Origin of the sequence: Aromatoleum toluclasticum ATCC 700605, from assembly GCF_000378245.1 — a bacterium.
Classification (GTDB): Bacteria; Pseudomonadota; Gammaproteobacteria; order Burkholderiales; family Rhodocyclaceae; genus Aromatoleum; species Aromatoleum toluclasticum.
On the sequence record NZ_KB899501.1, the window covers coordinates 76,126 to 88,586 of the forward strand.

At 61.7% G+C, this 12,461-nt stretch carries 14 protein-coding genes; 8 read left to right on the forward strand and 6 right to left on the reverse strand.

What is annotated here, in order from left to right; all coding sequences use genetic code 11:
* Positions 1-4: 4 nt before the first annotated feature.
* From argF to F464_RS0117815, 7 genes are all read left to right on the forward strand, one after another.
* Positions 5-928, forward strand: a complete 924-nt coding sequence (argF, locus tag F464_RS0117785; RefSeq protein ID WP_018991195.1) for an ornithine carbamoyltransferase — start codon at positions 5-7, stop codon at positions 926-928.
* A 154-nt stretch (positions 929-1,082) separates the two neighbouring features.
* Positions 1,083-2,312 carry an argininosuccinate synthase gene (locus F464_RS0117790; protein WP_018991196.1) on the forward strand — a complete coding sequence of 410 codons (1,230 nt, stop codon included), beginning with the start codon at positions 1,083-1,085 and terminating at the stop codon, positions 2,310-2,312.
* Between the two features lie 12 nt (positions 2,313-2,324).
* The gene (locus F464_RS0117795; protein ID WP_018991197.1) at positions 2,325-2,555 is read left to right on the forward strand and encodes a DUF2788 domain-containing protein; all 231 of its coding nucleotides are present in this window, start codon (positions 2,325-2,327) and stop codon (positions 2,553-2,555) included.
* 14 nt (positions 2,556-2,569) lie between these two features.
* Positions 2,570-2,893, forward strand: coding sequence for a pyrimidine/purine nucleoside phosphorylase (ppnP, locus tag F464_RS0117800; RefSeq protein ID WP_018991198.1), 324 nt, complete (start codon positions 2,570-2,572; stop codon positions 2,891-2,893).
* Between the two features lie 21 nt (positions 2,894-2,914).
* Positions 2,915-3,400 carry a YajQ family cyclic di-GMP-binding protein gene (locus F464_RS0117805; protein ID WP_018991199.1) on the forward strand — a complete coding sequence of 162 codons (486 nt, stop codon included), beginning with the start codon at positions 2,915-2,917 and terminating at the stop codon, positions 3,398-3,400.
* A 17-nt stretch (positions 3,401-3,417) separates the two neighbouring features.
* A complete protein-coding gene (locus F464_RS0117810; protein WP_018991200.1) occupies positions 3,418-3,615 on the forward strand; it encodes a YjfB family protein in 198 nt (65 codons plus the stop codon).
* Between the two features lie 244 nt (positions 3,616-3,859).
* Entirely contained in the window at positions 3,860-4,447 is a 588-nt protein-coding gene (locus F464_RS0117815) for a GspH/FimT family pseudopilin (RefSeq protein ID WP_018991201.1), read from the forward strand.
* Between the two features lie 49 nt (positions 4,448-4,496).
* Here F464_RS0117815 and F464_RS0117820 read toward each other — a convergent pair whose 3' ends face one another.
* The 6 genes from F464_RS0117820 to F464_RS0117845 are packed head-to-tail and all read right to left on the reverse strand — an operon-like array spanning position 4,497 to position 11,109.
* Positions 4,497-7,937 carry a pilus assembly protein gene (locus tag F464_RS0117820; RefSeq protein WP_018991202.1) on the reverse strand — a complete coding sequence of 1,147 codons (3,441 nt, stop codon included), beginning with the start codon at positions 7,935-7,937 and terminating at the stop codon, positions 4,497-4,499.
* Between the two features lie 34 nt (positions 7,938-7,971).
* Positions 7,972-8,550: a hypothetical protein gene (locus F464_RS0117825; RefSeq protein WP_018991203.1), complete on the reverse strand. Its 579-nt coding sequence runs from the start codon at positions 8,548-8,550 to the stop codon at positions 7,972-7,974.
* Positions 8,547-9,560 (reverse strand): PilW family protein, encoded by a 1,014-nt coding sequence (locus tag F464_RS0117830; RefSeq protein WP_084600530.1) that lies wholly within the window; start codon positions 9,558-9,560, stop codon positions 8,547-8,549. The genes F464_RS0117825 and F464_RS0117830 overlap by 4 nt, the downstream gene beginning before the upstream one ends.
* 6 nt (positions 9,561-9,566) lie before the next feature.
* On the reverse strand, positions 9,567-10,160 hold the full coding sequence (gene pilV, locus F464_RS0117835; protein WP_018991205.1) for a type IV pilus modification protein PilV: 594 nt from the start codon (positions 10,158-10,160) through the stop codon (positions 9,567-9,569).
* A complete protein-coding gene (locus F464_RS28895; protein WP_018991206.1) occupies positions 10,157-10,660 on the reverse strand; it encodes a GspH/FimT family pseudopilin in 504 nt (167 codons plus the stop codon). The genes pilV and F464_RS28895 overlap by 4 nt, the downstream gene beginning before the upstream one ends.
* Positions 10,657-11,109 carry a type IV pilin protein gene (locus F464_RS0117845; RefSeq protein WP_018991207.1) on the reverse strand — a complete coding sequence of 151 codons (453 nt, stop codon included), beginning with the start codon at positions 11,107-11,109 and terminating at the stop codon, positions 10,657-10,659. The genes F464_RS28895 and F464_RS0117845 overlap by 4 nt, the downstream gene beginning before the upstream one ends.
* 190 nt (positions 11,110-11,299) lie before the next feature.
* Here F464_RS0117845 and F464_RS0117850 point away from each other — a divergent pair, with 190 nt between their 5' ends.
* Complete coding sequence (locus F464_RS0117850) at positions 11,300-12,370, forward strand: sensor histidine kinase (protein ID WP_232428979.1); 1,071 nt, start codon at positions 11,300-11,302, stop codon at positions 12,368-12,370.
* Positions 12,371-12,461: the final 91 nt, after the last annotated feature.

Consider the following 12,461-nt stretch of genomic DNA (forward strand, 5'->3'; position numbering starts at 1 on the left):
CCGGATGAACACCCCGCGGCACTACCTGCAGTTCAAGGATTTCACGCGCGAGGAATACGACTACCTGTTCGGCCGCGTGCGCTGGATCAAGGACAAGTTCAAGCGCTACGAACCGTATCACCCGCTGTTCGACCGTACGCTGGTCATGATCTTCGAGAAGGCCAGTACCCGCACGCGCCTGTCCTTCGAGGCCGGCATGCAGCAGCTCGGCGGCTCGGCGATCTACCTCAACACGCGCGACTCGCAGCTCGGCCGCGGTGAGCCCGTCGAAGACGCGGCACAGGTGATCTCGCGCATGAGCGATGTCGTGATGATCCGCACCTTCGAGCAGGACATCATCGACCGCTTCGCCGGGAATTCCCGCGTGCCCGTGATCAACGGGCTGACCAACGAATACCATCCCTGCCAGATCCTGGCCGACATCTTCACCTTCATCGAGCATCGCGGCTCGATCCAGGGCAGGACCGTCGCCTGGGTCGGGGACGCCAACAACATGTCCTACACCTGGCTGCAGGCCGCCGAGGTCCTCGACTTCAAGGTCCGCGTATCCACGCCGCCGGGCTATGCGATCGACCCCGCGCGCGCCGGTCTCGCCGGCGGCGGACACTTCGAACTGTTCGACGATCCGATGGAGGCGTGCCGCGGTGCCGACCTCGTTACCACCGACGTGTGGACGTCGATGGGTTACGAAGCCGAGAACGATGCGCGCATGAAGGCCTTTGCCGACTGGTGCGTCGATGCCGACATGATGGCGGCCGCCAACCCCGGTGCGCTGTTCATGCACTGCCTGCCGGCACACCGCGGCGAGGAGGTCACGGCCGAAGTGATCGACGGACCGCAGTCCGTCGTGTGGGACGAGGCGGAGAACCGACTGCACGTGCAGAAGGCGCTGATGGAGTATCTGGTGCTCGGCAAGGTCGAAAGCTGAGGTGTCGCCCTGCGCACGCGGAGCGACCGCGGCGGGGCGAGGCCAGGAAACAGGATTTGGCCGGGGCACGCGAAAACTTCGCCGATCCCGGAACGAAAAGCGGTCGTGGCAACACGGCCTTCAGTCAAGCGGTAAGGAAAGAGCGGAAATCCACATGAGCGACGTCAATAAAGTTGTCCTCGCCTATTCGGGCGGACTCGATACCTCAGTCATCCTCAAGTGGCTGCAGGACACCTACAAGTGCGAAGTGGTCACCTTCACGGCCGATCTCGGCCAGGGCGAGGAACTCGAACCCGCGCGCCAGAAGGCACTGAAGTTCGGCATCAAGCCGGAAAACATCTTCATCGACGACCTGCGCGAAGAGTTCGTGCGCGACTTTGTCTTCCCGATGTTCCGCTGCAACACCGTCTACGAAGGCGAGTACCTGCTCGGCACCTCGATCGCCCGTCCGCTGATCGCCAAGCGCCAGATCGAGATCGCGCGCGCGACCAACGCCGACGCCGTGTCGCACGGCGCGACCGGCAAGGGCAACGACCAGGTGCGCTTCGAGCTCGGCTACTACGCGCTCATGCCCGGCGTGAAGGTTATCGCCCCGTGGCGCGAGTGGGACCTGCTCTCGCGCGAGAAGCTGCTCGCCTATGCCGAGAAGCATGGCATTCCCATCGAGATGAAGCACAAGCAGGGCGGCTCGCCGTACTCGATGGATGCGAACCTGCTGCACATCTCCTTCGAAGGCCGCCATCTCGAGAACCCCGCCGCGGAAGCCGAAGAGTCGATGTGGCGCTGGACCGTGTCGCCCGAAGCTGCACCGGATGCCGCCGAATACGTCGACCTCGAGTTCGAGAAGGGCGACCTCGTCGCGATCAACGGCAAGCGCATGAAGGCGCACGAGCTGCTGGCGGAGCTCAACAAGCTCGGCGGCAAGCACGGCATCGGCCGCCTCGACCTCGTCGAGAACCGCTACGTCGGCATGAAGTCGCGCGGCTGCTACGAAACCCCGGGGGGAACCATCCTCCTGCGTGCGCACCGTGCCATCGAATCGATCACGCTCGACCGCGAAGTCGCCCACCTCAAGGACGACCTGCTCGCCCGTTACGCCAGCCTGATCTACAACGGCTACTGGTGGAGTCCCGAGCGCCAGGCCATGCAGGCGCTCATCGACCATACGCAGCAGACCGTCAACGGCTGGGTCCGCCTCAAACTCTACAAGGGCAACGTCATCGTCACCGGCCGCGATTCGAAGACCGATTCGCTGTTCGACCCGACGATCGCGACCTTCGAGGACGACCAGGGCGCGTACAACCAGAAGGATGCGCACGGCTTCATCCGTCTCAACGCGCTGCGCATGCGCATTGCGGCGAACGCCCGCAATAAGCGCGGTTAAGGAGCAGTCTGGATGGAGGGCGACCCGATCATATTCGGGCTGACGGTAGCGGAATTCGAGGACTGGTCGCTCAAGATCCTCGTTTCCGCGCTGATCGTGTACATGTTGTTTATCATCGGCAACCTCGCGAAGCAGTCGAAGGCAGGACGCTACGGAACGATCTGGCTGTTCGTCGCGCTCGGCCTCGGTTTCGTCGGCTTCATCGCCAAGAGCTTCATCCAGAAATTAATGGGTATCGAATAAGGAAGCGTCGTTTCATGAGCATTACCGAGAAGATCGACGGCATCGCCGTCACGACCAAGGCCAACGTCTATTTCGACGGCAAGTGCGTCTCGCACGCCATCACTTTCGCCGACGGCACCCGCAAGTCGGTCGGCGTGATCATGCCGGCGGCGCTGACCTTCAGTACCGGCGCGCCCGAAATCATGGAAGGCGTCGGTGGCAGCTGCCGCGTACGCCTGAAGGGCGAGACGGAGTGGACGACTTGGGGCGCGGGCGAGTCGTTCAAGGTTCCGGGCAATTCGAGCTTCGACATCGAAGTGATCGGCGAGCCTTACCACTACATCTGCCACTTCGGCTGATTATCGCGCAGGGAGCCGAACATGCCGTCTTTCGACATCATGTCCGAGGTCGACCAGCCCTCGCTGAAGAACGCCCTGGACGTCGCCAACAGCAAGATCGCCGGGCGCCATGACTTCAAGGGCACCAGCGCAAACCTCGAGCTTGGTGACAAGCTGATCACGATGTTCGGCGACACCGACTTCCAGCTCGATCAGATGAAGACCATCCTGCTGCCCGAGATGACCAAGAAGAAGGTCGACGTGCGCTGCCTCGACTACGGCGACGTGCAGAAGATTTCGGGCAACAAGGTCAAGCAGGAAGTGAAGGTGCGGGTCGGCGTCGATCAGGATCTGGCGAAGAAAATCGTCAAGCTCCTCAAGGACAGCAAGATGAAGGTCCAGGCGGCGATCCAGGGTGACGTGGTGCGCGTTTCCGGTGCCAAGCGCGACGTGCTGCAGGATGCTATCGCACTGGTGAAGAAGGGCGTAGACGACTTCCCCTTGCAGTTCGGAAATTTCCGCGACTGATACCGGTTGGCGGTAGCATGGACATCACGACGATCGCTTCCATCGCCTCCGCCAACGCCTCGGCTTCCCTGCAGGCCCAGGCTTCCGTCCTGGTCCTCAGGAAAGCGCTGGAGCTGCAGACGCTCAACGCAGCGCAGCTCCTGCAGGCTTTTCCCACTCCCGCAGGTCCGACGCCGGGCGCAAGCATCGGCGGGACGATCGACGTCTTCGTCTGAGTTTCTCTTCGTGCGACGAAGGTCGCGCAAAGATCTCACTCCGTTCGCTGAGCGGCATCTGGCTGGCGCCCTCTCGGGAGCTGGCAGTCGCTTGGTCTTCGGGACCCCGATTCGATTCTGTGCAATACGACACGTTTGGGCAGTCGTCGCGCGGTTTCTCGCGCTTTCCTTGAGATAATGCCTATGGCATCGACTCTGTGTATGCTATTAGAATTGCTCCTCTGATTTTTCGGGGGAGAAGGCGATGTCGGAGGGAATCTGTGACGGCTGTCAGCACTCAGGCAGGGTCGAGGTTCGTTGTCGTGCGGGGGGCCTGCTCGAATACGGATACTCCCTTGTTGAACTGATGATGGTGCTAGCGGTTCTCGGCGTACTGTCCGCGATCGCAGCGCCGTCATTTGCGCGGCTATTGGCCGAGACGCGTGTCAGGGACGCCTCCAGCGATCTTTTCGCAGCGGTGATCCAGACCCGCTCGGAAGCGTTGAAGCGGCATGGACGCGCCGTTCTGTGCAAGAGCGCGGATTTGAATCGCTGTATCGACGATATACGCTGGGATAGCGGCTGGATCGTTTTCAACGACGAAAACGAAAGTGGGCAGCGGGATGCGGATGAGGCGCTGCTCAGAACAGGGGAGGCGCGTGGCGGCCGGGTGACGATTTCCGGCGATGGTAGCGTGGGGAACTACGTGTCCTACGTCGGTTCCGGGCGTACCCAGCAGTTGAACACGGGGGCATGGCAGGCCGGTACCTTGACCGTGTGCAGCGAAGGGATCGCGAGGCAGATCATCATCAATCGGGTTGGTCGCCCGCGTACCGTGCCTGCGACATGCTGAAAAAAAAAAGGCCGCAGCTGCGGCCCGTTTACGACGCTGCGTGACGCGATCAATCGATCTTCTTGTAACGATACACCTTGGTTCTGTCTTTCTTGATCGGAATAGGGGGCAACTTGGCTTCCAGCGCTGAGCCCGTGCCCTCGGGCTTGCCGCCGATGATGAAGGGAACGATCTTGCCGTCGACCACAACTGTTCCCGTGACCGGGGACGGGGCCATGCCTCCTCCGACAAACTCGGCCGAGCGCTCCGCGCCGTCGGGAGACGGCGTTCCGCAGGTCGCGCCTCCGTGGATGAAGCAGGCTGCATAGCCGCGTGCGATTCCGAGCGAGGAGCAGCTATTCGGATTGTTGGCCTGGAAAGTGCTGAAGTTCACGAGTCCGCCAACCGTTGCGGGTGTCGTAACGACCTGTTCCCACGGTTGTCCTGACGCTGTGACGGTAAGATCTATCACCCATCCGCGCGGCCGGGTGGCTTCGACTGAGAATATGGGAAGGTAGTCGAGTGTGGTATCCGTGGTATTCAAGAGATTCAGTGTGTCGTCGCAGTTGGCACTCACCCGCGTGTCGCCCGCCACGTCACAATCTGCGCTGTCATCGATGGGGAATTTCTGCCTTCCCGTACCGCCACTGCCGATTACGCCGTATTCGTCCCAGAAACCGTAGAAACGGTTCCTGACCGTGGTCGCTTCGGACTTGAGCAGCGGTTTTTCCCGGTCGCCCGAGCCGATGAGAACCACGTTGTACTTTCCTACCTGGACCACATCGGGTGCGAACAGGAATTTGCGTTTCCGCTCGTTCCCGTTCGACGTGCTGGACCATTCACCCACTTTCGCGACCTGCGTCACGGTCCAGTTATCTTGATTCTGCGATGTGGACGCGTCGCTAGGGTCCCTTAGATTGACGCGCCACAAGTTACCGGACGTATCGGCTGCGTAGATCAAATCGGAATAGCCATCGCCGTCCGTGTCGATCGGCACCAGGTCGGCTGTGACTCGTCCGTTACCGAGGGCGATGTGGCGAAGTTTCTCGCCGGTTTTCGCATTGAGCACAAAGATTCCGGCTCCCGGGCTGCTGGAGGTGCAGTCTCGCGGCTGCTTGTCCTCGCAGCTGTCGTAGCCGCCTCCAAACACGGTGTAAAGCGTGGTCTGGTTCTTGACGCGGATGACTCGGGGCGCCGACCATGTCTGGCCGAGCTTGGCCGCGTCATCGCCGCCGAAACATTTTCCGAAGTTGTCGCAGCCGAAGCGCCACATGGGGATGGGAGCGCTAGTTGCGGGGTTCTTGGTTGCATCAAATGCATAAATCATGCGGCCGCCGCGGCGCATAGCGGGATAGATATAGGTTACCCGGGATCCAGTGCCGTCGGCGTTCTGAGGGCCGATATAGGCACCGATCGAGCCATCGAAGAAATAGTCCTTCGGCGCGGTCGGATCGTCCGCGAAGGTGATTTGCGGATAGTTGTCTCTGCTTCGTGCGAGACGCGATTTGCCGGTGGCGGGATTTACTGCGCTGAATTCGGGCGCAAGAAAGGCCCACAATTCGTTGCCGTTGGTGCTCTTGCCATCCTTGTTTCCGTCTATGGCGCGCAAGAAGCCGTCGTCGCCGCCATAAAATACAACCACGGCATCGCTAGTGCCGGAGCCGTAGTTGATGGCTAGCGGGCGTGAATGGATCACCCCTCCATGCACCGTGGGTCGCACCTCGGTCGACGTCTTGCCGTATTGTTCGGTGTCGGCGATGGGCGTTGACAGGTTGTAGCCGTCGCCGGTATTGGCTCCCTGGATCCAGTTCCCGTCCGCTGTCGACGGAGTGAACGTCGTTGCCGTTGTGGAGTCGCAGTTACTGGGTGCGGGAGCGCATGTCGCGATCGTACGCGAACTGGCGCTTCCGATGCTGCGTAGCCTTTGTGCGTTACCCCCACGCTCGACGACCCATCCATCCGGGCTGTCGTTGTGCACGGCATTCTCGTCCGAGGAGCTGGGGCAACTGCCTTCAGGAATGTTCCGCTCCGCCCCGCTCACGGTTTGCCAGTAGGTGAGGGGGGAAGAGTCCTTTGTCCAGAAGCTTCGGGCGCATCCATTGATGAAGCCCGTGTTCGCGTTGTCGATGGCAGGATCGTTTTTCGCGTCGGCAAGAAACAGCGTGCGGGAAATGACGCCGCCACTGGTGGTTTCGCGCAGTGCGAATTGGTATTGCTTCAGGTTTCCCGCCCAGCGCGGGAAACCGTTCTCGGCCGGGCGGAACATGCCGATGAAGACCTGGTTCAGGTAGGTGCCCTGGGTGTTGACGCTGATCGGAAGGGAGGCCGACGCGAACGCGCTGTTGACGGCGCTGATCTGCGTGAGGATGGTCTTGATGGCATCGACCAGCGCCTTGATGTTGCCATTGACGATGAAGGCGCCGCCGGCCCCCGTGCCGCCATGTTTGGCCATGCTGTTGAGGAGGGCCGTCTCGGCCTTGTCCTCCTTGGCGTTGAAGACGTCGATCGTGAAGGTCTTGAGAGGCTGGTAGCCCGAGAGTTCACTGACATCGGTACGGGCCAGGAACTGGGCCCATTCGTCGGCGAACCGGATGTTGTTGGGGTCGTTCGCCTCCGGCAGCTGGCTCGGAGTCAGGCCCAGGTTTTTGAGAAGGATGTTGGACGGAGGGCTTACCTTCTTGTCTGTACCGAAATCTTCTTTCGGGAAAGCGTTTCCAATGAAAACGATGTAATTCTTTCCGCAGGAATTCGTGGCGAGTGGACTCGCGTACGTAGTCATGGCGTCCGAAGTGAATGCGGCGCGGTCGGTGGGGAAGTTTTTCGGGTCCAGCGCTGAATAACGGATAGGTCCGAAGTGCGTTGCGTCGGTGGGTGTTCCGCCAACTGTGGCCGCGATACCTTGCGTTCTCGCATATCCTCCGAAATACTTGAAAGCCTCGAACATCGCCGCACCGTAATCACCCGAAGACTGGATTTTGTTTCGGGGTGCGGTGATATTCTGATAAATATCGGTCAGCTCGCCTTTCAGGTTGGCGCAGCCTGCGAGTCCTTCGGTGGTCGGGCCGAGAAACTGGATCGCACGCCGGATATAGGCTCCGACCCCTTTTTCGTTCCCCGGTGCGGCGGTCCCGCCGTCGGACAGCATCATCAAACCCATGTTTACAGGCAAAGGCTCGGCCGCCGAGCATACGACTTCGTCGAGCACGACCTTGAGCGTACGCGCTTCCACTTCGCCCTGGGTCACGGGGCCACTGGTTATTCCCGCGAATACGGCTTCGACATATCGGAGGCATTCGGTATCGGTTCCGCATTTGCTTTTGGCGCCGGTATACGTCCATTGCTGGTCCGTGGCCGCCCAGTTCGAAGTATTGTCGAGGACGAGGAGAACGTTGGGGGCTGCAAGCGCGTTCGGAGGCGCCGTGTAGATGTCGATATCTTCCGCGTGGATAGGTGCGGAAATGCCGATTCCAAGCGAGGCGAGTGCCAGCGTGAAGTGCAGTCGTTTGCTCATTTTGTACTCCGATTCATGCTGCTGTCCGGACGATTTATTTACACGCGTTCTTCGCTTCGGCGTAGTCGATCCGCATTTCGACGCCCTGCACGACCTGGGCCTTCGCGCCGGTGCCGGGCAGATCGACGTCGGCGGTCATCTCCCACAGCGAGGTCGCGCACAAGGAGTTGTCGTTGAGGGCGGTGGTTTCCACGATGGTCAGGCCGCCGCCCGGACTGCTGCCGAAGCATGGAAGGTTATCCATCGGTACGCTGTTATCGACGGGATTGACCAACTCCCCCTTCTTTATGTATCGGTAGCGCTTGCATGCCGGCGGAGGAATCTTGACGGTATAACTCGTTTCGGCCGTGGTGGCGGCGCCGGAGAATGCAGGCAGAGGCGCGCTTTGGTCGAGGTTGAGCGCCGTGAATTTGTCCGAGTTGAGCGCGAGATCGAGATGATAGTTTGCGGCGTCCTCCGCCTCCTTCTGGAACTGTTCGTTGCCGACGACGAGAAGATTGGTATTGGCCATCCTGATCGCAGAGACAGCGAGCAGGGTGATCAGGATCAGCATGATCAGGCCGACGAACAAGACCGCGCCGTCTTGCCTCGGGTGTGCGTGTGCGTGGTTCATTTGGTTCTCCGCCCCACGGGGTGGATCAATTCGATGTATGTGCTGAACACGTGCCGTTTGAAAGCGTCATTGGGGGTATTGGGCGCTTTTGAACCAAGACTGAAAGTCTTCGTACTCGCGTCGTAACCTGGCGTCGGGTCGAGGGCGCGGGCGATCAACCAGACACGGACACCGACGATGTTGACGAGCTGGTTGGCTAACGGGGTTTCGTCGAATATGTCCGGTGAACCATCGCCGTTGGTGTCGACTGCATATTCGAAGTGCAGGTCTTCGACGCCTTCGACGAGAGCCTGGATGTCGGGGTTTGTGCCGCCAAGCGCCTCGGGGCGAAAATCCGCGCGCTTCAGGGTGGGAATGCCGTCGCCTGCCACGTTGTTCCGGTCGATAAAGAACACTCTCCGCACATACTGCCGAATGGGGGCGCGATTGGCGGCGTTGCAGTCTATCTTCTGGAGATCGAACGGGTCCGTGCCCAGCTTGACCCGGAAGGGTTTGTCGGCGACCGCGCTGACATACTCCTCGCCGCACAGCGACACTTGCAGATAGGCGAGATTCGCCTTCAGCGAGGCCGGGTCGGTGACTGCAGTCGAGACCCGCTGGACGAAGAGCATTCCGGTGCCGGGCTGGGCCGACGTCACGCATGCAAAGCTTCCGGAATTGATTCCCTCGACGGCGACATCCATCGAACTCTTCCATCCCGCGACGTCGGTCGAGCAGGGGCCGGCGGTCGTGGAAGGAGGGCTGGCGACGCTTGCCATCGCGTCGTAGTAGCCGGCCATCGAGATCTCGTCGCGAAGGATCTGGATCGCATAGCGGCCGTTTTCGAGCTGCTGCGCCGCCTTGTCCAGTTCGCGCCGGGCCTGGCTGTTGTTGATGAACACTGCAGTCATCGCACCGATGACGAGCAGCCCCAGCGTCATCGCGATCATCAGTTCGATGAGCGAGATGCCGCTCTCGGCCGATCGATCGTTGAACTCTTGGGCGCGCGGGCACATTCCAGGTTTTTTCATGGCGGATTACCCGGCAGCTTGTCTGGGGATCAGGACGCGAGTCACGACTGCGCGGCGCAGGCCAGTGCCGAAATCGACATCTGCGGCACACTGCGCGCCCGGGGTGTTCGCCGGGGGGGACGCCGTAGGCATCAGGCCCTGCCAGACGCCGACGACGAAGAATTCACCGAGGGCGCCGCCGGTCGGTGCGACCGAAATCAGGCAGCCACGCATACCGATGGGGGCTCCGATGTTGGAGCTGCCCTTCTTCTCGGCAGCACCTTTCATTGCGTTGCTCCATTCGCACAGTTGCGCGGCGGCGTCGCCGGTGGTCGGACAGGTGGCGGCCTGCGTATCGCCCACGCCGTAGGCGGCGAGGCTCACGCCCTGGAAGTCGGTGACGTACGTGCGGCCCGCAGCAATGCGGTTGGCCATGTCCTCGATCAGCATCAGGGCCACCGAGCGCTGATAGGCCTCCATCTCGACCTCGTTCGCCTTCGTCTGCAGACCGGCGAGTCCAAGCAGGCCGATGGCGAGGATCACGATCGATACAAGGACCTCCAAGAGGCTGAAGCCGTTCTGTTCCCGCCGTGCGACGGGAGTTGTCCATATGGTCGTCATGGGCATGCTCCGTCCTTCTTGCGTTTCACGCTGCCGGTCTGATCGCGAATCTCGATGCAGAGCTTGGCCGTCGATCCGCTCCCCGTTACCGTCACCGTGATCGGAAGCGGGTCGGTCCCCAGTCCCAGACGGCCGGTCGCGTCATAAACGACGTTGGGCGCGGAAGGGCTGAAGCTCACGCCCGCGAGGGCTGACTGGGCGTGGACGACCTGGCCCCCGACCTGAACCGACCATCCGCTGGCCAGATCAGTCGTGACGAAGTTTGTGCTTGCGTGGCTCTTCAGTGCTTCGCTACGTGCGATCAACAGGGAGTCATACAATGCCGCTTCGGCCGCGCGCACTCGTTGCGAGGCGAGCAGTCCCTGAAATGACGGGTAACCGATTGCCGCGACGATCGCCAGTATCGCCACGGCCACCATCAGTTCGATGAGCGAGAATCCGCGCGAGCGGTGGCGCCTCGGCGATACACGGGGCGCAGCGGCCGTTGTTTTCATGATCATCGCCCGCCCCAGCAGTCCGCGACGCTTCCGGAACCGGTGACGGATTTGGTTCCTGCCTGGTTGATGCGCAGGGTGCCGCACTTGGCATCCTGTGTCAGTTGTGACCCCGTCGGTATCGCTTGAGCAGTGAACTCGGTGGCGGTTGGCGCCGGGTCGAGGCTGATCGCATAGTGCTTGCTGACTTCGGACGGCGCTGTCCCCATGCCGATGTCGCTGAGCGAGCCGAATGTGCGTGCATCGAGCCGGTATTGCTGCTGCCGTGTCGCGATGTCGAGGAGATGGGCGGTGGCGACGCTGCGGTTCGCGCGCACAAGGTAGGACGTGTAGGAGGGATAGGCAACGGCGGCGAGAATCCCGATGACAGCGACGACGATCATCACTTCGATCAGGGTGAAGCCGTTGCGCATCGGCTGCTGTGCGAGTTGTTTCGAGTTCACGATCGTGTCCATATCATGAAGGGGTACGTGGATGGTATGGTCGGAACTGCATCCTGGATAGAGGCTACTCAAAGTCCGGCCGACGCAGAAGCAGCGTCCGATGAGCGAGTGCTTTCGGCGCACGAGTGGCGGACCCGTCCCGATGCATGCGCTACCGACGGCTCCAAGGAGCCGGACGGGCGGTAACGTCGCCCCACGATGCATGTGGCGGCAGCTGGTTTCTCTACAGGAGCTTGATTCGTTGGACAGCGCACCATCGCACGACATCGTGACCCTTCCGGACTTCCGCAACCTGGGCGTACTGCTGCGCATCCTCGTCATCGCCGAGGCCGCAAATCTCGTTACGCTCGCGGCCCACTCGCCGGATGTGATCGAGGCCCTGAAGGGGATCGGGGCGGCGGCGCTGCCCTTTGAGTTGTCCCTGCTGGCGATTGTCTTGCTGTTGTTCCTGTTCTCGCCGCTTCTGGCGCGATTTCCGTATCGGCGTGGCGTGGGCGCCGTGGTGGCAGTGGCTGCCACCGTCGCCGGCGGGCTGGATCTCGCGTTCCATGCGTGGATGGGCGCGGTTCCCTGGGGGCTGGTGCTGAAGTCAGTTGCGATCGCCGGTTTGCTCGCGGCGCTGATCCTGGGCTACTTCAACTGGCGCCAGCGGGTTCTCTCGCCTGCCCTCGCGAAGGCACGCCTGATCGCGCTGCAGTCGCGCATCCGGCCGCATTTTCTGTTCAACAGCCTGAATACTGCGGTGTCGCTGGTGAGACAGGATCCCCGCCTCGCGGAGCAGGTGCTGCTCGACATGTCGGATCTTTTCCGTGCGCTGCTGAAAGACAGCCGCTCCCTTGTTCCGCTCGCCGACGAGCTCCGCCTCGCGGAGGCCTATCTTCAGATCGAACAGTTGCGCCTGGGGGAGCGCCTGCGGGTGCATTGGGAGCGCGACAGTGCGCCTCTGGCTGTAAGTGTTCCCGTCCTCGTCCTGCAGCCTCTGCTCGAGAACGCGGTGCGTTACGGCGTGGAGCCGTTCGCGGCGGGTGGCGACGTGCATGTTTCGATTCGCGCCGGGGCGAGCGAACTCGTCATCGAGGTCACCAACTCGGTATGTGGCGGCGACTCGCCGGTCCCGTCCGGGAACCGGATTGCGCTGGCCAACATCGAGGAGCGTCTGGGCCTGTATTTCGACGCCGAGGGGACCCTGCATATCTCGACGCGGGACAAGCTTTTCGTCGTCAAGGTGTGCGTCCCGTTGCGGGGGGGGCGCGCAGGCGGCAAGGTGGCGTGAGGCGTCGCGATTTGGCAGGCGGGAGGCGAAAAGGTACGCTGGTCGATGGAGGCACGCGCGTATCGCCGTGCGCATGTGGCGTTTTCATCGG

Coding starts and splice junctions, on each gene's coding strand:
- F464_RS0117805 (WP_018991199.1), top strand. CDS start 2,915: ATGCCGTCTTTCGACATCATGTCCGAGGTCGACCAGCCCTCGCTGAAG.
- argF (WP_018991195.1), top strand. CDS start 5: ATGAACACCCCGCGGCACTACCTGCAGTTCAAGGATTTCACGCGCGAG.
- F464_RS0117795 (WP_018991197.1), top strand. CDS start 2,325: ATGGAGGGCGACCCGATCATATTCGGGCTGACGGTAGCGGAATTCGAG.
- F464_RS0117850 (WP_232428979.1), top strand. CDS start 11,300: ATGTGGCGGCAGCTGGTTTCTCTACAGGAGCTTGATTCGTTGGACAGC.
- F464_RS0117790 (WP_018991196.1), top strand. CDS start 1,083: ATGAGCGACGTCAATAAAGTTGTCCTCGCCTATTCGGGCGGACTCGAT.
- F464_RS0117815 (WP_018991201.1), top strand. CDS start 3,860: ATGTCGGAGGGAATCTGTGACGGCTGTCAGCACTCAGGCAGGGTCGAG.
- F464_RS28895 (WP_018991206.1), bottom strand. CDS start 10,660: ATGATCATGAAAACAACGGCCGCTGCGCCCCGTGTATCGCCGAGGCGC.
- F464_RS0117830 (WP_084600530.1), bottom strand. CDS start 9,560: ATGAAAAAACCTGGAATGTGCCCGCGCGCCCAAGAGTTCAACGATCGA.
- F464_RS0117820 (WP_018991202.1), bottom strand. CDS start 7,937: ATGAGCAAACGACTGCACTTCACGCTGGCACTCGCCTCGCTTGGAATC.
- pilV (WP_018991205.1), bottom strand. CDS start 10,160: ATGACGACCATATGGACAACTCCCGTCGCACGGCGGGAACAGAACGGC.
- F464_RS0117845 (WP_018991207.1), bottom strand. CDS start 11,109: ATGGACACGATCGTGAACTCGAAACAACTCGCACAGCAGCCGATGCGC.
- ppnP (WP_018991198.1), top strand. CDS start 2,570: ATGAGCATTACCGAGAAGATCGACGGCATCGCCGTCACGACCAAGGCC.
- F464_RS0117825 (WP_018991203.1), bottom strand. CDS start 8,550: ATGAACCACGCACACGCACACCCGAGGCAAGACGGCGCGGTCTTGTTC.
- F464_RS0117810 (WP_018991200.1), top strand. CDS start 3,418: ATGGACATCACGACGATCGCTTCCATCGCCTCCGCCAACGCCTCGGCT.